The sequence below is a fragment of the Vibrio mexicanus genome, from assembly GCF_001012815.1.
Classification (GTDB): Bacteria; Pseudomonadota; Gammaproteobacteria; order Enterobacterales; family Vibrionaceae; genus Vibrio; species Vibrio mexicanus.
Genome location: NZ_JYJP01000095.1, coordinates 23,418 through 46,385 on the forward strand (window position 1 = coordinate 23,418; position 22,968 = coordinate 46,385).

The following is a 22,968-nucleotide window of genomic DNA, read 5'->3' on the forward strand; positions in this document are numbered from 1 at the left end:
AACATGTCCTTGTCAAAAATAGAAAACCCTAGCCAACAGGGTTGCTTGTTAGATCTCATAATTCGGTGACGGAGTGGCTTGTGCTCCGGCTTCTTCAATAAGAGAAACGGTGACCGTTCCAGACATTGCTCGGTTCTCAATACAGTGGCAAATGATGTTGAGTAATGCTTCCGTTACGCGCTGCCCCTTGGTTGCGACAAGTTGTCCTCGGTCGGTAAAGAGCTCTTCTTCAATGATCATCTCAGTGGTTAAGCTGATTAGGTCGACTTTAACTTGGGTCGTGTTCGCGTCGAGGTATTTGAAAAACGCGGCGAGCAAATCTGGGTCGTAATGCACCGAAGCTTCCTGCATCTGTTCTCTAGCCTCGAGGGTTGAGTTTTTTTGCCCTTCAAGTCTTGCGTAGTCGCAGGTGATCTTTAGCATTCGGGCGCCGAGAGGAATGTCTTTTCCAGCGATATCATCCATGGGTAAGCCTTCCCCGTTAAAGCATTTGGATTGATACAAAATGGCGCGGCCAATAGATTCGAGGCGAGGAATTTTCTTAATTAGATCGGCAGCTAACTCGGGTGCATGTAGCTGCAAACCCGATGCGGAGGGCATCGGATTATCCGATGTTTTGTCAGGAAACAGTATGTGACCGAGTTGCGATAGCTCAACCATGGGTTCGAAACTCCAATGGGGTTTCATTCCAGCCGCGCGTGCTAAGTTTTGCATGTGAGAAATGACTCGGTTGCTGTACTGAGTTTGTTCTGGGTTAACCATCCGAATCACTTCGGTGAGGACGCTGATTACGCCTTTTAAGGTTTTGTTGAGCAGTACTTTTTCCGCCATGATCAGATCGTGTTGTTTTTGAGCGGCTTTCAAATGTGCTAACAAGTCTTGTGGCGAGCAGGGTTTGTTGATGAAACGGAAAATATCACCAATGTTAACCGCATCGACGGCGGTTTTTTGGTCTGAATTACCCGTAAACATCATCCTGACTGTATCGGGAGATTGGTTTTTAATTTTTTCCAATAGCTCTAATCCACTCATGCCGGGCATCTTCATATCAGACACGACCACTGAGTATTGCTTTTGCGCAAACTTCGCTAAGGCTTCTTGCCAGAGTTAGCTACCTCAAGTTTGACATGATTGCGCAGTGTTCGCCGGAACGAGTTGGTGATATTCACTTCATCATCGACCAACAAAACGGTATTGCCCATACTAATTTACTCAACAAGTTGCACTAATTTAAGTGTAGTACAGCTTGGTTTTGTTGTATGACCCAAAAAAGTGGATATAACGTCGTTGGTCGAATTGGATTTATCAAGATGTGGGCAAAGTAGAAAAATCAATCATGGTGGTCGGTTAATTGTTTATCTACTAGTAAGGCAACTTAGGATTGGTAAAGCGTTAGGTTGTTTGTTGGAGGGGACGTTCATGATAAAGAAATGCCTAGGAGAAGCGTGGTATTTCTCTAATTTGCTGTCGTCAATGCTCATTAGGTGTGTTGTGCTATATCTTCTTTCTATCTTTTTCGTTCTATTTAAACAGGCTGTAAATCTCTTTCAGGCCTTGATAAATGTGACCTTACGCCACTTTCTACCCTCTTCATGAAAGCGCTCTCATGAAACTGTTTCATGGCGAGAATCGAAACTGTTGGAGCTTTCAATCTTTCGAAAATTGGCGTTTTTCACTCAAATTGGACTGTGATTGGACTCACATACCCTATTGGCTGTTTTGACAATACTGCCCCTGTAAGCGGTTTCAAGTTAAGTCAGTATTGAGGTTCCTTTGGCAACAATTAAGCATGTTTCTGAGTACGCAGGTGTGTCTCAGGCAACCGTATCGCGAGTCATTAATGGTACGAGCCGAGTCAGCCACGACAAAAAGCTCAAAGTGGAAAAAGCGATTAAAGAGCTGGGCTATCGCCCGAACTCCATCGCACAAGCTTTAGCCTCAAGTCGCACTGGGAGCGTAGGCATTGTTGTACCAGAGCTTGGTGGTCCCTTCTTCTCAGGCATTTTGCACTGTTTGGAAGAGAACCTAAGACGCTTTGGTTACCACGCGGTGGTGACAGCGGGATCCAATACAGAGCAGGGGCAACGTGAGTCTGTAGAGTTTTTATTAGGGCGAAGGGTGGATGCGCTAATTCTGCACGCTCAGCACCTGAGTGACGACTATTTAATCGCTTTAGAAGAGCAGGGCATCTCGGTGGTTCTTGTAAACCGATTTGTACCTGAGATGGCGTTGAGCTGTATAGATATTGATAACGAACTTGGGGGAAGCTCGCGACTCAACATCTAATCAACATGGGGCACAAAGAGATCGCTTGTATCACTGGGCCGCTCGATAAGTCAGATGCACGGGGGCGTCTGCAAGGTTATCGAAAGGCATTAGAAGAGGCGGGCTTGGAGTATAACGAAACACTGGTTTCTGAGGCGGGTTTCACCGAAGAGACGGGTGTGAGTGCAATGAAGAAATTGCTTAAACGTGGCTGTGATTTTAGTGCGATTTTCGCATCGAATGATCACATGGCGTTTGGCGCATTTGAAGTGTTGCGCAGTGAAGGAGTTTCGGTTCCAGAGGATGTGTCGCTCGTAGGATTCGACAATATTCTTTTCGCTCGTTATTTAACCCCTGGCTTAACGACCATCAACTTCCCTATCGAGCAGATGAGCATTGAAGCGGTACAGCTCACTATTCAAAAACTTAATAAAAATAAACGTGATGTGAATTTCAAGCTTTCGCCATCGTTGGTGACACGGAATTCGGTTCAGAACCTACTCAATACCCTATAAAAACATTAAGGATAACAAATGAAATTCAAGACTTTAGCGCTAACAAGTGCTGTTGCTTTAGGACTTGCTGCAACAGCGACGGCTGCCGATAAACAGATTCGTTTTGATGGATTTCCAGACTTTGATAGCAGCCTGAAAGTGCTACTTCCAGACTTCGAAAAAGAGTCAGGCATCAAAGTGGATTACCTGATGAACAACCATGGTGACCACCACACGAAGCTGACAACTAACCTTGCGACAGGCTCTGGTGCAGGCGACGTTATTGTTGTTGATGTTGAGAAAATTGGTCCTTTCGTAGCATCAGGCGGTCTCGTTAACCTGTCTGAGCAATACGGTGCAGACAAATACCAAGAGCGCTTTGCGCCTTACGCTTGGGCACAAGGTAAAGGTTCAGATGGCGACGTTTACGGTATTCCAGTAGACCTTGGACCTGGTGTGATGTACTACCGTACAGACATTTTTGAAAAAGCAGGCATCGATGTTGAAGAAGCAATCAAAGATTGGGATTCATACATTGCGGCGGGTGAGAAACTAAAAGAGCAAAACGTTCAACTGATTGCTTCGGCAGCTGACGTAGCACAAGCGATCATCTTCACAACAGTACCAGAAGGTGAAGGTCTGTACTTCGATATGGACGGTAAGCCGGTAGTGACTTCTGAGCGTTTTGTACATGCCTTTACGGTTGCAAAAGAGATCCGCGACAAAGGCCTAGACGGACGCATTCTAGCTTGGTCTAACGAATGGTATGAAGGTTTCCGTAACGGTACATTCGCAACTCAACTTTCGGGTGCATGGCTACTGGGTCACCTAAACAACTGGATTGCGCCAGACACTGCAGGTATGTGGGGCGTTGAGAACCTACCAGATGGCATCTACGGCAGCTGGGGTGGTTCATTCCTATCTATTCCAACTCAATCATCAAACCAAGATGAAGCTTGGCAGCTGATTGAATACATGACAACGGATCGCGATGTTCAGCTAAAACACTTCGAAACGATCGCAGCATTCCCAGCAAACACAACGACTTACGACGACGACTTGTTCCAAGAAGAAGTGGCGTTCCTAGGTGGTCAGAAAGCGCGCTTGGTATTTGCTGAAGTAGCGCAAAACATCAAGCCAGTTCAGCCAGCGAAGGGCGACCACGTTGCACGTTCAATCATCCTAGAAAACGCACTAATGGAAGTGCTAGATGAAGGAAAAGACATCGAAACAGCACTGAAAGAGGCAGAACGTCTCATTCAGCGTCGCACACGTAACATGTAATTTTATTGGTAAGTTTGGAGGCGTGCAAACGCCTCCTTTGTAAGAGGTCGTTCACATGAATCACGCAGCGAGCAATGTCATGGAAACTAATGAGCGTAAAAGCCTTTTTTCTCGTCTGAGTTTGAAAGCGCTTACACCGTATGGGTTCCTTCTGCCGTTTCTGGTCATCTTCTCGGTATTTGGGATTTTCCCATTACTGTTCTCTGTTTATCTATCGTTTCAGATGTGGAACCCGGTTGAGGGTATGGATGCGATGGAGTTTGTTGGGTTTGAAAACTACCACATCGCACTGACAGACCCGTGGCTATGGCGTTCACTCAAGAATACGGTATGGCTAGCCATCACATCAGGTGTTGCGCAGCACTTAGTCGCGATTCCAGTGGCTTACATGTTGGTTTCAATGGGCGATCGCCTTCGTCATTGGCTAACATCGGCGTATTTCCTTCCGTTCATCACTTCAACGGTCGCAGCGTCGCTTATCTTCTTCAATATGTATTCGCCAAATTCGGGCATCATCAACCAAACCTTGATTGCTCTGGCTGACAGCACCTTCCTAGGTTGGGCTTTTGGTTGGGTACATGAATTCCAGCCAATTCGTTGGCTAGACGATGCCACCATGATCAAACCGTCAATCGCGATTGTGATCTTCTGGAAGTACACAGGTTTTAACATCGTACTATACACAACGGGCTTGATGACGATTCCAAAAGACATCTTAGAAGCGGCTCGTATGGATGGCGCTAACGCGTTCCACCGTTTCTGGCACATTTCATTACCAATGATTCGTCCATTTATCTTCTTCGCCATCACCATGACCATCATTGGCAACTTACAGCTATTCGAAGAACCGTTCGTTCTAACTCGTGGTAGCGGTGGTACAGGTCAGTCTGGTCTAACAATCTCAATGTACCTATACAAAGTGGGTTGGGAATGGCTAGAGATGGGTACGGCATCGGCAATTTCTTGGTTACTGTTTGCGCTTATCGCAACGTGTACCGCAGTTCAGTTCTTGTTCTTTGGCAAGAAAGGCTTAGGGGAGCAATAGGAATGACGACTTCAACTAAGACAAATTCATCGCCACTGGCTGCTCTGATGCCAAGCGATCGCACCATTTACATTCTGACTAAGATTGCGATGGTGTTTCTGGCAACAATTCTGATTATTTCAGCGATTGTGACGGTATTTCCATTTGTTTGGTCGGCACTGCTTTCAACGCGCGACCGCTCGGAAATCTTTGGTACAGGCATTAGCCTAGCAATTGGCGATAGCTAGCGTACAACTACGCTCAACTGCTTGAAATCATGCCTTTCTGGAGAGCAATGTTTAACTCTATTTACGTTGCATTCCTAGGCACAACTATCTCGCTGCTGTTTTGTAGCATGGGTGGTTACGCGTTCGCGGTTTACAAGTTTAAAGGTAAGAACATTCTGTTCGGTATGTTGGTTGGCTCTATGGCGATTCCGCCTGTGCTTAGCCTTATCCCATACTTCATGATTGTGAAATTCCTAGGGCTACTGGATAACCATATTGCGGTTTGGCTTCCATTCACGGCAACGCCATTTGGTATCTTCCTAATGCGTCAACATGTGATTGCTTCGATTCCAAAAGAGCTACTGGAAGCGGCCAAACTTGATGGTGCAGGCGAGTTCAGAACGTACTGGAGCGTGGTCCTACCGCTGATGAAGCCGGCTTTGGCAACACTTGCCATCGTACAGTTTGTCTTCTTCTGGAACATGTTCATGCAACCGCTGGTGGTACTGAACTCACCAGATAACTATGTGATTACACAGGCACTACGAAGCGTACAAGGTATTCCAAACACGCCTTGGGGCGCAGTAATGCTCGGTACCACTATCTCAATCTTGCCGCTTGTGATTACGTATCTGTTCGCCTCTAAACAGATGATCAGTGGCTTAACCTCTGGCGCAGTGAAAGGTTAGGGTTTGATATGAACAAGTTTGAGCTTCCAAATCATTCTCTAATGAAACAGCCTGAGTTCGTATTTGGTGTGGCGACGTCGTCATACCAAATCGAAGGGGGCGTTGAAGAAGGCGGTCGAACGCCTTCTATCTGGGATACGTTTTGCAAAGTCCCGGGTAAGGTAGATAAAGGCGATCACGGTGATGTTGCCTGCGACCACTACCACCTTTGGCAGCAAGACATTGAGATGATCCAAGGGTTGGGTGTCGATGCATACCGTTTGTCGATTGCATGGCCACGTATTGTTCCCCAACAGGGGCTAGTCAACCCTGAGGGCCTTGCTTTCTATGAACGGATCATCGACGAGTGTCATGCTCGAGGTCTGAAGGTATACGTTACGCTTTATCACTGGGATCTTCCTCAATACCTTGAAGACAAAGGTGGTTGGTTAAACCGCGAAACGGCGTACAAGTTTGCCGACTATGCAAAGGTCGTGAGTGAACACTTTGGTAATAAAATTGATGTGTACACCACGTTAAATGAGCCTTTTGTGTCGGCATTCTTGGGCTACCGCTGGGGCCATCATGCCCCTGGTATTGTGGGTGAAAGAGAGGGCTTTCTCGCCTCACACCATCTGATGTTGGCTCATGGCCTAGCTATGCCAGTTCTGCGTGAGAATGCACCGCTGGCGCAGCATGGGATAGTGTTTAATGCTTCGCCTGCCTATCCGCAGGCTGATAAAGACCAGTTGGCAGCTGATTATGCCGCGGCCGAGAATCACCACTGGTTCATCGATCCTGTGTTGAAAGGCGAGTACCCACAAATAGTGCTAGATCGAATTTTAGATAAAGCGCCGATGGTACTTGAAGGCGACATGGACATTATCAGTGAGGCTGTTGATTACATCGGTATTAATTACTACTCACGTGATGTAGTGCGCTTTGATGAAAATGGCGACATCGAAAAAGTGCAAATCGAAGGTGCGGAGCACACTCACATTGGTTGGGAAATCTACCCACAAGGGTTAACTGACCTGTTAGTTAGCCTGAAAGATCGCCACGACAACTTGCCTCCTATCTACATTACAGAAAATGGTGCGGCTGGTGATGACCAGTGCAGCGGTGGAGTCGTGAACGACGAGCAACGAGTGCGTTACTTTCAAACACACCTAGAAGCACTCGACAACGCAATGAACGCGGGCGTAGCCGTTAAAGGTTACTTCGCATGGAGTTTGATGGACAACTTTGAATGGGCATTTGGCTACGAGCAGCGCTTTGGCATTGTCCATGTCGATTATCAAACTCAACAAAGAACCCTAAAACAGAGCGCCATTGCTTACCGCAACATGTTGATTGAGCGCGCTGAGGAGAACAAATAATGGCTAAAGTAGAATTTAAAAACATCAAAAAATCATTTGGCGACGTTGACGTTGTTAAACACTTTGACTTCACGGTAGAAGACGGCGAGTTTGTCGTATTCCTTGGTCCATCTGGCTGTGGTAAATCGACCACGCTGCGCATGCTAGCAGGTTTAGAAACCATCTCTTCGGGCGACATCTACGTGGGTGATAAACTCATGAACAAGATTGATGCGAAAGATCGTGACTTAGCAATGGTATTCCAAAGCTACGCTCTTTACCCACATATGACGGTTTACGAAAACATCGCATTCGCGCTAAAGCTAAAAGGCATGCCGAAAGATGAAATTGATGTTGAAGTGCGTAAAGCGGCAAAAATGCTTGAGCTAGAACCACTATTAAGTCGTAAGCCAAAAGAGCTTTCTGGTGGTCAGCGTCAGCGTGTTGCCATGGGCCGCGCGATGGTTCGTACACCTAAGGTATTCCTGTTTGATGAGCCGCTATCGAACCTTGATGCTAAGCTTCGTGGTGTGATGCGTGAAGAGATCAAGCAGCTTCACCGTGAGCTTAAAACAACCACAATCTACGTGACGCACGACCAAATCGAAGCGATGACACTGGCTGACCGCATAGTAATTCTAAAAGATGGTTATGTAGCGCAAGTCGGTACGCCGACAGAAGTGTTCCAACGCCCTGCGAACAAGTTCGTGGCCCAGTTCATTGGTAACCCATCAATGAACATGCTGGATGCAAAACTGATCGACAAAGACGGCGAGTTCTTTGTTGAGCTAGGTGATGTTCTTATCCCACTGCCAGAACGTTTTAAAGCCTTAGCTTCGAAAAACCTAGCGCTACACTTTGGTGTTCGCCCAACCGATGTTCATCTACGTGCAGAGCAAGTGGATCATGACCGCGTGTTGCCATTCAAGGTGAAAATCAAAGACAAAGAGCTACTCGGTGCGAGCATCCTACTAAAAACAGAGATTGCCGGTCAGCCACTAATGGTTGAAACCCAAGCAGCAGAGTTGGATGTGGATGAAGTGACCTTGTACCTCGACCTTGATTCTATTCACTTGTTCGATGCATTGAGTGAGAACTCTTTGGCGAGCTAAGTAACTCAGTTCCCTTTTTTTAACGCTTGTTTATTTTGATTCAGCTTCTCCCTCCTTTTCTGGCTAGGAAAAGGAAAAAGGGAGAGGCTAGGGATAGTGACGATGAAATTCGGATATTTTGACGATAAAAACAAAGAATACGTAGCAACAACGCCATGCACACCAATCAAATGGTGTAACTATGTGGGTACCTTGGAGTTTGGCGGTTTGGTCGATAGTAATGGTGGGGTGCTGCTATGTAAGGGCGACCCTGCGCTTAACCGCATCACTAAATACATTGCTCAGTTGCCAAATTCAGACTTTAAAGGCTCGACTTTATACCTAAAAGTGACCGACGAATCGGGTCAATTTGAGGTTTTTTCACCTTTCTACACGCCAACTCTAAAGCCATTAGACAAGTTCGAAAACCATACTGGTTTGTCTTACACCACTATCTTGGCAGAAGCTTTTGGTGTGCGCTGTGAAACCACCTTCTTTGTGCCTAAGTCTGATCAAGTTCTTCTACAAGATATCAAAATCACGAACATTTCAGACAAACGTCTGCACGTTGATGTAGTACCGGTATATGAGTTCACTCACTTCGATGCGCTAAAACAGCTGCTAAATGCGGACTGGGTGCCACAAACGATGACGTTGAAGGCGCATCAGAATGAAACAGGCCACACGGTACTTGAACAGTACGCGTTCATGAAGCGTGACTACGCCGTGAACCTAATGACCGCGGACCGCTCAGCCACATCATTTGATGGCGACCGTCAGAAGTTCCTAGGCAACATGGGGTATGGCAGCTGGGCTGCACCGCAAGCGATTGAAGCTAAAGAACTGGGTAACAATGAGTGTTTGCGTGGCGACAACATCGGCGCATTGAACTTGCGTCTGGGTTGGCTAGAGCCAGAGCAAACCGAGCGCACAGTTGTGCAGCTGACTCAGATGGAAAGCCTTGAGGCGGCAGAGCCAATCATGGCGAAGTACCGTGATTTGGCGAATGTGGATGCTGCCTTCCAAGAACTCGGTGAGCACTGGGATGACTACTTAGCAACGGTTCAAGTTGAAACGCCTGACGCTGCTATGAACTCAATGCTCAACATTCATAACCCACGTCAGTGTCATACGACTAAGAACTGGTCGCGTTACTTATCACTTTACCAATTAGGCTACGGGGCTCGCGGCATCGGTTTCCGTGATTCATCGCAAGATACGTTGGGTGTGATTACTCATATGCCAGAAGAAGCGCGTGAGTTCATTGAGCGCTTACTGTCGGTGCAAAATACTGATGGCTCGGCAATGCACCAGTTCTTCCCATCTACGATGGAAGCTAATGCAGGTGACTCGCGCGAAGAGGAAGATCGCCCGGATTACTATGCGACGATCACCTGTGGATCATCTACGCGGTGACTCAATATGTGAAAGAGTCAGGTAATGCTGACTTCCTAAACAAAGAGATTCCTTTCTATCAAAAAGATAAGCAAGGTAACCCAGTTGAAACGGGGACAGTTTGGGATCACCTATGCCGCTCAATCAACTTTACCTACACCAATAAAGGCCAACACGGTTTACCTCTTTTAGGCTTTGCTGACTGGAATGACACAGTGAATCTACCCACGGGCGCTGAGTCTATGATGGTAGCGAACATGTACGGTAAAGCACTGCTAGATATGCTTGATCTGTGTGAGTTGCGCGGTGAGTCAGTACTTGCTCAGCAGTTCAAAGATCAGTATCAAGAGATGCAAAGCACGGTGAACGAGTGTGGTTGGGATGGTGAATGGTTCATTCGCTATTTTGATGAGAAAGGCCAACCAGTTGGCTCGCATATCAATGAGCAAGGTCAGATCTACACTAACGGTCAGAGCTGGCCTGTGATCTCTGGTTTTGCAACCGAGGAGCGTGCAACACAAGCGTTAGATTCGGTTTACACTAAGCTAAACACCGCAAACGGTATCAAGCTGTCCACACCAGGCTACAACGGTTTCGATCCTAACTTAGGCGGCGTATCAACCTACCCACCGGGTGCAAAAGAGAACGGCGGGATCTTCCTGCACTCAAACCCATGGGTAATGATTGCAGAAGCCAAAATGGGCAATGGTGAACGCGCTTACGAATACTACAAGCAGATCAACCCGGCATCGAAGAATGACGATATTGATACGTTTGAATCAGAACCTTACTGCTACCCACAAAACATTTTGGGTGACGAGCACGAGCAGTTCGGGTTAGGACGCAATGCATGGCTGTCGGGCACATCTTCATGGACGTATGTCGCAGGTACCCAGTGGATTTTGGGTGTACGCCCTGAAATCGATGGCCTAGTGGTAGACCCATGTATTCCGGCTGATTGGCCTGAGTTTAAAGTGCGTCGCCAGTTCCGTGGTGCGACTTACCACATTAGCGTGAGCAACCCGAACGGCGTTTGCAAAGGCGTGGTAGAGATGCGTGTAGATGGTGAAGTGATTGAGGGCAATAAAGCGCCAGTCTTCACCTCAGGTGAGCACACTGTAGAAGTGACTTTAGGCTAAAAAGAGCGGGAGAGCGTGAACAGCGCTCTCCCTTTTTTAACGACAAATTTTGTAAACGACAAAGATATACCCAAGTAACCTCAAGATGTGTGGTTACTTGGGAATAAGAAGCTCGAAAGAGCAAAAACGGACATTAACCTTGGTAACGAGCCAATACTTGCCACTGGAAGCGGCGAGTTTCGTTTGGTTGAAGAACAATGAGCCCTAGTTGGTTGTTAAACGCATCCGCAGGACAGGTCATAGGTTCAATTGCAATGCTGGCTTCGTTGTCTGGCGTGTAGAGCTGAACAAACGGATAACAAGCATCTTGCTGGTAAGACAGTGAAGCGAGGTTATCTTGGCGAGTGAGTTCAATGCGGGTAGCTTGTTCACCATCGAAGTAATAACAGTGGTTGAGCTTGCGGCCTTGCAGAGATGCTGAAGATTCAAACTCGCTGAATGGCGTGAGTTGGCTAGTAGGCAAATCGTTGTCATGAATGACTTCTTGGCCGCTTGGCATGGTGATAGCGCAGGCATCAAGTGTCGTTCCGAGAGTGAAATAAGGGTGCCATGCATCTCCCATAGGGAAAGCGCAGTCACCTGTATTCGTGACTTGAGTGGAACACGTAAGAAGGCCTTCGTTATCGATTGTGTATGTCACTTCAAGGCGAAAGGCGAAAGGAAAGCCTTGATGTAATGAAGGGGTCTCAAAGGCGAGTGTGATTTTGGCATGATCTTCATCGGCATGGTTATCCATCAGGTCAAAGACTTGGTTGTAGAGCAAACCATGGACCGCATGATCAGACCAAGGAAAGTTAGCCGGAAGCGAGAACTGTTTGCCATTGAATGAGTACTGACCAAGGTTGAGACGATTAGGAAAAGGAAAGAGTTTAGCGCTGCGAGAGAAGAAAGGATGATGGTTGGTTAGTTCGTCAGCATCTTGATAGCCTGTAATAAATGAAAAAGGGCTATGCTTGATCTTATATTCATTAATAATTCCACCAAATTCAGGAATTAATTGCAGTGATATGCCACTTTTATGATTGTTTATTGAAATTAAATCTAAATGGCCGAATTTATCTTTGTCGATTTTAAACATGTTATTATCTCCGTTTGATGTTGATAGTAACAAGGAATATAAATAATTCAATAATGGATTTAAAAATGATTAATAAAATTCCATATACTAGTTACCAAGGGAAAGCGAGTGATCTGTGCCGTAAAGGTGACGCTGTTGAGTTTATCCAACCTTGGTACACACCGATCTCAACAACACCTGACAACACAGGTATGGCGGTGGGTGGCGTTGGTAGTGCATTTACCTTGACGCCAAATGGTGATACGCCGAACTTCAGTTTTATTCCCGGTATCTTTATTGATTGTTCTCAAGATGATATTCATTTCAATGATTTCTATGTTTCAGTGATGAATATACCTTCTATTGATGATCTTAAAATAAAAGATTCTGTAGATATTGGTAACTTTTTAAAATATTACCCTGCCAAGTTGTCTCAGGTTGAATATGATTTGTGTGAAGTTCTTGATGTTATTAAAAATAGTCTTTCGTCTGGAGATTTTTATAAAACAAATAAATCTTCTTTTGACAAGTGGAATGTAGAATTCTCTTCCAAAACCAAACTCGCTCTGAAGCAAAACCCAAATGCGATCAGCACACAAATACTGGTCGCGTTGGATTTCTTCAACGGACTACTGGTTGTTCGCAGTGCTGAGATGACGTCTCTTACTGCCGTAACTGAATCGGCTGTAAATGAATCCGTTGTAAATGAGCTGGCCGCGGCTGATCAGAACTCATCACAAATCGATTCGATTTCAGGCAGTCAGGTTGAGTACAAAGCACTCTATCCAATGGCGGAGTATGACTACAAAGCATTCGATGATGTCGTCATTGAAAGAAAAGTGGTTTCTCCTATCGTCAAAGGCGACAAGAAACTTTGTTCATTACCTTTGCACTGGAACCATTTTGAGCTGAAAAATACGGGTTCAGAAACCCGCCAAGTGACCCTTGTTCAACCACTGAAAAACCTTATTGGTTCGACTTATCGTAAAGGCCGCGATGGCATTCAAGATTCTGCATGCTACCTGACTCAAAATCCGATTTCGCAAAAGCATCAAATCGTTCGTCGCCAAGAAGGTGAGATGCGTTTTGAAGGGGTGAGCTTATCTAGTGAATCACCTTATGGGGCGGATATTGAAGGCGAAGTGATTTACGGTGTGCGAGCAAAAGAATCTTTGTTAACTAGCGGAAAAGTAACGGTTTCGTTGAAGTCCCAGATGTACTCGACTCAGGCTGATGACCAAGTTGTGGCTGCGTTGCAAACCGGGCGTACTAATGATGCGTTTGATCGTGGTATTTACAGTGGCCGCGAAGGATTATCCGCCTTGTGTGTGTGCAAGTAGAACTTGAGCCTGGTGAAAGTGTCGACTTAAGATTTGTTCAGGTGATGGATCACAGCAAGATTGCGCTTAACAGTTGGCAGTCGGATAAGGCGTACACGCAATTCTTTGCAGAGCAGAACCGAGCGGATGCGATGCTGGGTTACGTACTGCCTAAGTTAGAGACTATTGAGCAACAGATCGCCCAGCAGCAACACGACTACCTAGAACAAACCAAAACCAAGATCGAAGACCCACGCAGTGCTGAGCAGTTTGCGACCAGTGCGATGAACACTTTGTCTTTCTTAGCAGAAGCGACTGTGTGGGATAAGCAGGACAAATTCTTGGTGAAAGAGTGCGTGGATTACCCTTTCTTTAACTCGTTGGATGTGTATTTCTATGGCTCTTTCTCTTTGCTCTACTTGCTGCCTGAGCTCGATGGCTGCGTGATGAAAGAGTTCGCCAAGGCGATCCTTGCAGAAGACGACACCAAACGTCGTTACTGGGAATACGAAGACAAGCCAAATGCAGAGTTAGTTGATACTAAATATGAAGGTGTTCGTGCAGTTAAAGGCGCGGTAATCCACGACTTAGGCAGCCCGTTTGACATTCAGCCTGACGCGTACAGCTGGCATAACGTCAAAGAGTGGAAAGACCTTGCACCTAAATACATCCTGATGGTGTATCGCCACTATCAATTAACCGGGAATCGTGAACTAGTTGAAGCATGTTGGCCCGCGGTGAAAGAGAGTATCGACTTCTTGTCTGACTTAGTTGAAGAAGGCGATACCTTACCGCTAACGCGAGGCACGGATGATACCTTCGATAATCTCTCATCTCATGGCATCTCAATCTACTGTGGAAGCCTTTGGGCTGCTGGCCTTAAGGCGGCAGCTAAGCTGGCGAACTTGATGCAAGAAAGTGAATTAGAGAGTGATTACAACCAGCGCTCTCGTGTGGCACTCACCACGGTGGAAGAGAGCTTGTGGGATGAAGAACTTGGCTACTACCATTTCTTCGTGACGCCTGTTCAAGCCAAGCACCTTACAGGTGTGGGCTATGAAGCTCTGACGCAGCTTGGACTGCAACTTACAGGAAATAGCATTGATGACAAAAACCAACTTAACGATTTCTTAAACAGCGCAAAGGCTGAAGGGCAGTTGAGTAAGGTTGGGGTTAGAAATAATTTAAAACAGCGACTCATCGAACTGGCTCCTCAAGCCTTTACTCCCGAGTTTAGAAACTTAGTACCAGACTCAGACAACAGCTTTGGTGACTCATTACTGGCAGACACTTACCTAAAGCTGATTGGTATGGAAGGTTTGTTTAGCCCTGAACGAGTTCAGCGCTGCTTAGATTACACCTATCGAACTAACTTCGTGGCCAACAGCCCTAAGCTCGGCGTAGCAAATATGACTTTGGCAGATGGTAAGCCACATGAGGCTTTCCAAGCGCAGGATGTATGGATTGGTGTGCAATACAGTGTGGCAACGGCGATGAGATTAGCGGGTAAATCTCAGCAGTCAACAACACTGATGGATACGCTTTATCAGGCTCTGTATCACTTAGCTAAGATTCCATTTGCGGCCCCAGAGGGCTTCAACTGCTCAGTGGCTGTAGATGAATTATCGCTCAGAGATGAGTTCGCAATTAGCGAGGCTGAGGCGAGCCAGTGGTTTGCAACCTTAGTGGAAATTCAAGCTCTACTTACTGATGGCCGCGTAAATCCTGACTTAGCAGTAAGCCTAGAAGCATTTTCAAAACAGCTGTCAGGTTCGATTGATCCTGAAAAGCATGCTGCGCTTCTTCAATGGTTACTCAGTACTGGCTTGAAGTATACCGCTGGACGCTACTTTAGACCGGGAATGATATTCGCTTATCTGTATAACTCATTATCTGTATAAGAAAGGGCGGAATAATTCAGAGCTGTTTTGAAAAAGGTGAGCTGCCTGTGACGGCGGTTCACTCTTTGTATATCGGGCTTGGTATGAGATTGAGGCAAAGCCAGAGTTCAGTACAATGTCGGCTCATAATGATAAAACTATAATAAAAGTATATTGGTCGGTAGATAGCGATATCTACAGCCAAGTACCTTAAATGTTGGAGTACTTTGCCATGAGCAAAAAATCAAAGTCACCGACAGTTTACGATGTTGCAAAGCTTGCTAATGTTTCACCGAGCACGGTTTCACGCTTTTTGAATCGGACGACCTATGTCTCTGATGAAAAGAGCCAGAACATAGAACGTGCGATCAAAGAGCTGTCTTATAAGCCCAATTACTCTATGGAGCAGGGCACAAATCGTCGTTCAATGACGATTGGGGTGTTGGTGCAACACCCCGATAGTCCCTATACCAGTCGTATTCTCAATGACATGGAGAAGACACTGATATCTTTGGGCTATTCCTTGGTCATTGCGACGGGGCACTGGCAAAAAAGCTAGAAGTACACGCGCTAGAGTATCTTGCGCGAAGTAATGTCGATGGCGTCATCATAGTCACGGGCAGCGTCAAGGGTGAGGATATTATTGAATATGCTCAGAAAATTCCTGTCGTTGCGGTTGGGTATGATGTGGAAGGGCCAAACGTCCGTAGCTTAAACATTGATAACGTGTTGGGTGGGTATATGGCCACCTTGCATTTGCTTCAGCAAGGGCACGTAAACATTGCCCATATCAAAGGCTTGTCGAGTCAACCTGATGCGGGGGCACGGTTTGATGGCTACAAGAAAGCGCTGAATGAAGCTGGCATCAAAGTGTTGCCAAAACTGGTTAAGCAAGGCGATTTCAGCAGTGAGATGGGCTACGACAAAACCGTCGAGCTGATAGAGTCAAAGGTGCATTTCTCGGCACTATTTGCGGCTAATGATCAAACCGCTTATGGGGCGATCAAGGCGTTGCATGACCATGGCATTCGCGTTCCAGAAGACGTGTCTGTCATTGGGTTCGATGACTTGCCGACGTCTAAATTTTTCACGCCGGCATTGACGACTTTGCGTCAGCCAATAGAAGAAATTGGCGTAGTGTGCGCGAAATCGATTCTTAGCTTATTGAATGGAGAGCCTTCCGAGGAGAGGTTACCTCCTATTGATTTGCTCGTTAGAGAGTCGACCGTTTCAAAATTTCGCCAACTGTAGGTAAACATTCTTGCCTAACAGCGCTGGAAAACTAACCACAAAAAGAGCCGCATTCGCGGCTCTTTTGTTTTTTTGGGGGCTGTAATCTACGGTTAATTTAGGACGTTTAAACTCTCAGTCGCTGCCTAATACTCACGCCACAAGCTAATGTTATGTGCGTAACCGTCATACATGACTTATCAAATGTTAAGCGAGTGAAACGATAATGGGCTCACAAAACTTAAATCAAAATAGGATGGTGGTAACTGGTTGATTTTTGGTTTGAAAAATTTCGTGCTCATGAAACTGAAATAACGAATTTCATGGATTATCGATTGTCCGTGATTGCTTAATGAGTTTGGGAAATCGCGTATTGAACCGACAAGGTGAAGGGATAATATAAGTAAAAGGAAGTGCTTTACTAACCTTGTAGATGGGCTTTGGGAGATTAAACATATTGGCGAGTCGGGGACAACCAGTAGCGTTTAATCTCCATTTTTTAACCCCTCAAGAAAGCGCTTTCACGCCCTAGAAAAATTCAAACTAAAACGTGGAACATAATAATGACAACTGAACACCTTAACTCGGATGTGCGAGGGGAGTTTGTCGACTTTGAAGGCGAACGCTTCTACCGAATTTCAAATGCAGACCAAATGGCACCGTTTTTTATCAGTGTGGTTTCGGCGAGCGATCATTGGTTATTTATTTCATCGACAGGATGCTTGTCGGCAGGTCGAATTCGTCCCGAGAATGCACTATTTCCTTATCGATCTGTTGACCACATTCACGAAAGCGCGGATAACACCGGCAGTAAGACGGTGGTTAAAATTCAGCAAGGCTTGACGACGTTATCTTGGGAACCTTTCAACCCAAGCCATGACGGAATCTATCGTGTAGAACGCCACCTGTACAAAAACGCGATTGGCGACAAGATCGTCTTCCAAGAAGTGAACCATTCTCTGGACCTGATGTTTCAATACAGCTGGAGTACCAGTGAAGCCTTTGGCTTTGTCCGGGAAGCCAAGTTAACCAACCTAAGTTCGGAGCCTTGCCAAATTGAAATTCTCGATGGCATTCAAAATTTGCTGCCATCGGGCGCTCCGTTAAGTGCGCTACAAACGCGCAGCGCATTGGTCGATGCCTACAAATGGAATGAGCGTGTAGAGGACACAAACCTAGCGCTCTACACCATGTATGCGAAACTGAGTGATCGGGCAGACCCAGCCGAATCTCTTTTGGCAACCACGGTGTTTAGTGTCGATGACGATGAACACACGGTTTTACTTTCCAGCAAACAGTTGGCTGCGTTTAGAAAGGGCGTTAGCCCGTCTCAAGAGCACTTAACCAAAGGTGTTCGTGGTAGCTACCTGATTCATAAAACGGTGACACTTGCTGAAAATGGCGACAACAGCTGGATGATCGTTGCGGATATCGACAAAGACCATAAAGCGGTTTGTGATCTCCAAGCAGTGCTTCAAGAGCAGCAGGACCTATCAACTGTTATTGAGGCGTCCGTTAGGGCCAATCAACAAGAACTGATAGGATTAATGTCTGGCGCAGATGCATGGCAGCTGACGGCAGAAGAGACAACCAGTGTCCACCATTATGCCAATGTGCTGTTTAACAACATGCGTGGTGGCGTGTTCGAAAACCATTACCAGTTGGATAAGAAGGATGTGCTAAACAGCATCAACGCATCCAATAAAGCGGTATTTGCAAGTCACTCATCGCTATTGAACGGATTGCCAAACTCATTCACTCATCAAGAGTTGGTTCGTGTGGCAAAAGAAACCGAAGACGCACAGCTGATTCGATTGGCTTATGAATATCTGCCCCTCACATTTGGCCGCCGCCACGGGGACCCAAGCCGCCCTTGGAACCACTACGAGATTAAACTTAAAGACGAAAATGGTGAGCGCTTACTCTCTTACCAAGGTAACTGGCGCGATATCTTCCAAAACTGGGAGGCGATTGCGTTAAGCTACCCGGGCTTTATCTCCTCGTTTCTAGCCAAGTTTGTTAATGCGTCGACGGCGGATGGCTATAACCCGTATCGTATTACCAAAGAAGGTATCGACTGGGAACTGCTGGAACCTGATGACCCGTGGAGTAATATCGGTTATTGGGGCGACCACCAAATTATCTACTTGCTGAAGTTCTTAGAGCTTGCAGATAAATACCAAAGCGAAGAGCTGGTTGAGATGCTAACGGCGAATGTCTTTAGCTATGCCAACGTGCCTTATGAGATTTGTACGGTTGAGGAGCTGTTTTCTAATCCAAAAGATACCGTGTCTTTTAATGACCAGAAGCAGCGATTTACCGAAGAGAAAAGCGCAGAGCTGGGCAGCGATGGACGCCTGCTGTTGGATAGCGAAGGTCAGGTATACAGCGTCAACTTAATGGAAAAAATCTTGGTTCCATTGCTGGCGAAACTCAGCAACCTAGTAATTGGTGGCGGTATTTGGTTGAACACGCAAAGGCCTGAGTGGAACGATGCGAACAACGCCATTGTTGGCAATGGCCTATCAATGGTGACTTTATACTATATGCGTCGCTATGTTGAATTTACTAAAGCACTTCTAGCAAAAGCGCCTGAAAAATATTCAATGTCTCAGCAAGTCAATGACTGGTTAGTGGATGTGAGTGCTTGTCTGAATACGATTTGCGGCGAGCTCAACGTTGGGGCAGTCTCTGATCAAATGCGCTATTCACTGCTGGTGGAACTCGAAACCGTCGCAGAGCGCTATCGCAATCGAGTCTACCGCGATGGCTTGCAGGGCAAAGTGGATTGCAGTTCGAGTGAGATCGACTGTTTGTTGGACGCGAGCCTAGCCGTGCTTGACCATTCTATCGCAGCGAATTTACGTTCCGATGGCCTGTACAACGCCTACAATATACTTGGCTATCAGAACGAGACAGCAACGGTCGAAGAGCTGTATCCAATGCTTGAAGGGCAAGTCGCCGTACTGAGTGCGGGTGTATTGACACCAGAGCAAGCGGTCACGTTACTGGATAACCTGTTCTCTAGCGAGATGTATCGAGAAGATCAGCATAGCTTTATGCTCTACCCAGATCGGGAACTGACTCGATTCGTCGACAAAAACTGCATCCCGAAAGAGTCGGTAATGGGCTCCTCTTTGCTGGCATCGATGCTTGAAAATAAGACTACAGAGTCATTTGTGTCGATGGTAAGGGCCGTTATCACTTCCATTCAGAATTCGAAAACAGCGGTTACTTGGCGCAGCGAGTTGAGAAAGTTAAAGCCGACTACGTAAACGCGACCGAGCAAGACTGGGCGGCTGTTTTTGCGCTGTACGAAGAGGTCTTCAATCACAAAGCATTTACTGGCCGCTCAGGGACCATGTTTGGTTATGAAGGGTTAGGATGTATCTACTGGCACATGGTTTCCAAGTTACTGCTTGCTGTTCAAGAGAATTACCAACGTGCCCTCAATACAGCCCCTAATAGTGAAGCGTGCAAACAGTTGGCAGAGTATTACTATCGAGTACGTGATGGGATTGGTTTTAATAAGACTCCGCTAAACTATGGTGCGTTCCCAACTGACCCATATTCACATACGCCAAAAACAGGGGCGCTCAACAGCCGGGTATGACGGGGCAAGTGAAAGAAGAAGTCATTACTCGATTTGGTGAACTTGGATTACAAGTAAGCAAGATGGAATTGTAGTGATGCCAACACTGCTCAATGCGACTGAGTTTCTTCAACAGCCGGCTTTGTTCCACTACCAAGACATTCTAAAGGGCAATCAGTCCATTGAGGTATCTAGAGGTGAGCTGGCTTTTACCTATTGCCAAGTGCCGTTTATTTACAAGCTGGGAGAGAAGAACTCAACTACGGTTGAATACCGAAATGGTAATTCTATCACTAGGGATAACCACAATATTGGGGCGGTAGAGGCTGAGGCTCTTTTTGAAAGAACAGGGGAGATTTCTTGCATAAAAATGACGATAGAATCTTCGTTAATTCGCGACGAAGGTTAACTTGTTTGTAATGTTAAATATGGACTAACAAACGCAATTGAATCGAGTGATGTCAGGTCGCTTCGATTGCTAAAATTCTACCAAATTTGACCACCTTAGCTTGTGTAAGCTTGATAGATACACAGTGTTCGGGTGGTTTTTTTATGCATGGTGGAGAGTATGTAACAGAGTGATTCTAAGCAAATAGCCTTTAACAAAGTGCTGCGAAAATCAGCTTGAAAGGTCAAAGTAACGAGTAATACGGAATAATTTTGCAAATAATTATCGGTTACGTCGAGTTAATTAACTTTTATAAAACAAAACTATTGAAAAATTTATTTTAAGGATGGTGTTTTGTAACCACTTGTAACTGGGTAGTTAATGATCTGATTGGTCTCTGTTTGTAAAAATTTGATCTTGGTGCATTATATCGATTGGTATCATCATTTATACGAATAAGTGATTGTTTTTTGGTTACTTTTATCATCTTGTGATTATATCCCCTTATTTATCGATAAAAATTTATTATATGAAACAAGTTTGACTGAATGCGGTTCTAGGGTCTAATCTAAGTTCTAGCTAGGAAGGATTAATTGCTAACAAAGGGGGAATTAGCATGGAAAAGGCTTACATCACACAATTGGCTCATTCGGCATTGAAAGCTCAAAAAAGAACGCTTGTTACCGATGTATTTGTGCGTCAAGGATTTACAATTCAAAACACCGACTTCGATGATGTCACTTTCGCGAGCAAAGGTGTTTCTGCAACCGTAGCGTTCGATCGTCACTCAAACGCCACTCAGATCTCGGTGTTAGATTCACACGCGGATAGTCTCTCGGCAAAACCTTTGACATTTTATTAGTCGTCGGCGCAGACTGGCACTAAATCAAAAATAACAATAACAACGTCCGTTCCAAGAAAAATAACAACGAATAAATCCGTTTTTCTATCTATGTGAATGAAAAAACGTGAATGGAAAACTCTGACCCTTTCGAGCTTTTAGCCGAGAGGGTCATTTCGTTTTATGGGGAAAAGATAATGGTTAGCCCGCGGATTCGCTGATTTTCTCTATAAACCAACTCCCTTTACATGGACCGTTGGTTAAATACCACTCTCCCGTGAAGCGTGTATTGGCTCCAGTAGCTGAAAATCGATAATCCCAATGGCGATTGCTTGCATACAAGACCAGATTACCTTGTTGGTCTACCCAGCCTTGTAACGGTGTACCATTATAATCCAGTCTCAATGAAGCCTTGCCATCAACAATTTTTCCCGTGATGGTTGTACGCTCACACAGGTTGTTATTAGTTACATTAATGCGTCTGCCGAGCCATTCGCCATCAAAATGTGTCGATACTTCAAAACCTGGCTCTGCTGGCAGTTTAGGAAAGGAATCCTCGGAACTTAGGCCTAATAAACCGTATTTCTTGCCAACAATGATGAAAACCACAAAGCTGATCGCGATAAGTCCGAGTGTTTTTTTGTTCATTGAGCGTCCCTCGGCCCGATAAAGAGTGAATGCCTAAATGGATAGAAAGTAGCTGTAATATTCGTTATCACGCTGATAGCCGAGGGATTCATACAGCTTCTGTGCGGTATGGTTGGTGTGAGCGGTTTCCAGCGCTAGACCTTTGGCTTGGGTATCAATCGCGTGTTGCTTTGCTGCGTTCATCAATGCTCTTGCTACGCCTTGGCCTCTCGCTTGCTCAGTAACAAACAGGTCATTAAGAATCCAAGAACGCTTTGCTGATACGGATGAAAAGGTTGGATAAAGCTGAGTAAAACCAAGGGGTGAGCCTTTTTCATCGATTGCAAAGAAAATGACTGACTCTTGATTAGCTAATCGAGCGGTAAGAAACTCTTCAGCAAGCGTTAAGTCGCTCTCTTGTTCGTAGAAAACACGGTACTGATCGAAGAGGGTGGCAATGATTGTGACATCTTGAGCTGTGGCTTGTTTTACTTCCATGTAAGCGATTTACCTTATGTTTTAATGGTTTGATGAAAAGTATGAGAATTAGGAGCATACCGTAACATAACTAAACTATTGGCTTAGTTAACATTAAAAATGTTTAAGCTTTAGTTTTCAGCTTGTTGGTAGGGATCGGGCTGCCAAATTTGCATTAACATTTCCGGCTGTTGCAGTGGTTTGAACCCAAACTGTTGATATAGGCCATGGGCGTCAGCAGTACCGAGCATAATGCGTCTTAAACCTTGAGTCTCAGGTTGATTGAGGATGAAATCAACCAAGAGCTTGCTTAGGCCTTGGCCGCGTTCTTTCTCGGTGATGAACACATCGGAAAGGTATGCAAAAGTAGCGGTATCTGTAATTATACGAGCGAAGCCCACTTGCTGATTGTTTGCGTCGAGCACGCCAAAGCAAAGAGAATTAGACACTGACTTATCAAATGTGTCTCGCGGGATACCTTTTGCCCAATAGCTGGTCGAGATGAAGTCATACACAAAGTCAAAGTTCATTTCACTTTGGTTGGTGGTAATACGGTATCCCTGCATGGTATAACTCCTTGTTTAATATGGTACTTTATGAAGTTATAACAAG

Annotated in this window: 12 protein-coding genes and 5 pseudogenes; 12 read left to right on the forward strand and 5 right to left on the reverse strand. The window is 45.7% G+C overall.

What is annotated here, in order from left to right; genetic code table 11:
• Window positions 1–48: 48 nt before the first annotated feature.
• Entirely contained in the window at window positions 49–1,062 is a 1,014-nt protein-coding gene (locus UA76_RS13270) for an HD domain-containing phosphohydrolase (protein WP_238322298.1), read from the reverse strand.
• Between the two features lie 711 nt (window positions 1,063–1,773).
• Here UA76_RS13270 and UA76_RS13275 point away from each other — a divergent pair.
• The 7 genes and pseudogenes from UA76_RS13275 to UA76_RS13305 all read left to right on the forward strand — a co-directional run bounded on the left by UA76_RS13275 (window position 1,774) and on the right by UA76_RS13305 (window position 10,945).
• Window positions 1,774–2,780, forward strand: a pseudogene (locus UA76_RS13275) (LacI family DNA-binding transcriptional regulator).
• Between the two features lie 18 nt (window positions 2,781–2,798).
• Entirely contained in the window at window positions 2,799–4,043 is a 1,245-nt protein-coding gene (locus UA76_RS13280) for an ABC transporter substrate-binding protein (protein WP_047046957.1), read from the forward strand.
• Between the two features lie 55 nt (window positions 4,044–4,098).
• Window positions 4,099–5,088: a carbohydrate ABC transporter permease gene (locus UA76_RS13285; RefSeq protein WP_047046960.1), complete on the forward strand. Its 990-nt coding sequence runs from the start codon at window positions 4,099–4,101 to the stop codon at window positions 5,086–5,088.
• A 47-nt stretch (window positions 5,089–5,135) separates the two neighbouring features.
• A pseudogene (locus UA76_RS13290) lies at window positions 5,136–5,983 on the forward strand (carbohydrate ABC transporter permease).
• A gap of 8 nt (window positions 5,984–5,991) precedes the next feature.
• The gene (locus UA76_RS13295) at window positions 5,992–7,341 is read left to right on the forward strand and encodes a GH1 family beta-glucosidase (RefSeq protein ID WP_047046962.1); all 1,350 of its coding nucleotides are present in this window, start codon (window positions 5,992–5,994) and stop codon (window positions 7,339–7,341) included.
• A complete protein-coding gene (locus UA76_RS13300) occupies window positions 7,341–8,432 on the forward strand; it encodes an ABC transporter ATP-binding protein (RefSeq protein WP_047046965.1) in 1,092 nt (363 codons plus the stop codon). Before UA76_RS13295 ends, UA76_RS13300 begins: the two co-directional genes overlap by 1 nt.
• A gap of 102 nt (window positions 8,433–8,534) precedes the next feature.
• Window positions 8,535–10,945, forward strand: a pseudogene (locus UA76_RS13305) (glycoside hydrolase family 94 protein).
• A gap of 133 nt (window positions 10,946–11,078) precedes the next feature.
• Here UA76_RS13305 and UA76_RS13310 read toward each other — a convergent pair.
• Complete coding sequence (locus UA76_RS13310; RefSeq protein ID WP_047046968.1) at window positions 11,079–12,023, reverse strand: aldose 1-epimerase; 945 nt, start codon at window positions 12,021–12,023, stop codon at window positions 11,079–11,081.
• 65 nt (window positions 12,024–12,088) lie between these two features.
• On the opposite strand from UA76_RS13310, the gene UA76_RS24775 reads away from it, so the two are divergent.
• The 5 genes and pseudogenes from UA76_RS24775 (at window position 12,089) to UA76_RS13330 (ending at window position 21,273) form a co-directional block, all read left to right on the forward strand.
• Window positions 12,089–13,342, forward strand: coding sequence for a GH116 family glycosyl-hydrolase (locus UA76_RS24775; protein WP_238322299.1), 1,254 nt, complete (start codon window positions 12,089–12,091; stop codon window positions 13,340–13,342).
• On the forward strand, window positions 13,327–15,222 hold the full coding sequence (locus tag UA76_RS24780; RefSeq protein WP_238322300.1) for a GH116 family glycosyl hydrolase: 1,896 nt from the start codon (window positions 13,327–13,329) through the stop codon (window positions 15,220–15,222). The genes UA76_RS24775 and UA76_RS24780 overlap by 16 nt, the downstream gene beginning before the upstream one ends.
• A 211-nt stretch (window positions 15,223–15,433) precedes the next feature.
• A pseudogene (locus UA76_RS13320) lies at window positions 15,434–16,452 on the forward strand (LacI family DNA-binding transcriptional regulator).
• Window positions 16,453–16,994: 542 nt separating this feature from the next.
• Window positions 16,995–20,432, forward strand: a pseudogene (locus UA76_RS13325) (hypothetical protein).
• A 595-nt stretch (window positions 20,433–21,027) separates the two neighbouring features.
• Window positions 21,028–21,273, forward strand: coding sequence for a hypothetical protein (locus UA76_RS13330; RefSeq protein WP_337588538.1), 246 nt, complete (start codon window positions 21,028–21,030; stop codon window positions 21,271–21,273).
• A gap of 180 nt (window positions 21,274–21,453) precedes the next feature.
• Here UA76_RS13330 and UA76_RS13335 read toward each other — a convergent pair whose 3' ends face one another.
• From UA76_RS13335 to UA76_RS13345, 3 genes are all read right to left on the reverse strand, one after another.
• Window positions 21,454–21,900: a hypothetical protein gene (locus UA76_RS13335; RefSeq protein ID WP_047046970.1), complete on the reverse strand. Its 447-nt coding sequence runs from the start codon at window positions 21,898–21,900 to the stop codon at window positions 21,454–21,456.
• A gap of 33 nt (window positions 21,901–21,933) precedes the next feature.
• Window positions 21,934–22,377 (reverse strand): GNAT family N-acetyltransferase, encoded by a 444-nt coding sequence (locus UA76_RS13340; RefSeq protein ID WP_047046972.1) that lies wholly within the window; start codon window positions 22,375–22,377, stop codon window positions 21,934–21,936.
• 110 nt (window positions 22,378–22,487) lie between these two features.
• Window positions 22,488–22,922 carry a GNAT family N-acetyltransferase gene (locus UA76_RS13345; RefSeq protein ID WP_047046974.1) on the reverse strand — a complete coding sequence of 145 codons (435 nt, stop codon included), beginning with the start codon at window positions 22,920–22,922 and terminating at the stop codon, window positions 22,488–22,490.
• Between the last annotated feature and the right edge of the window lie 46 nt (window positions 22,923–22,968).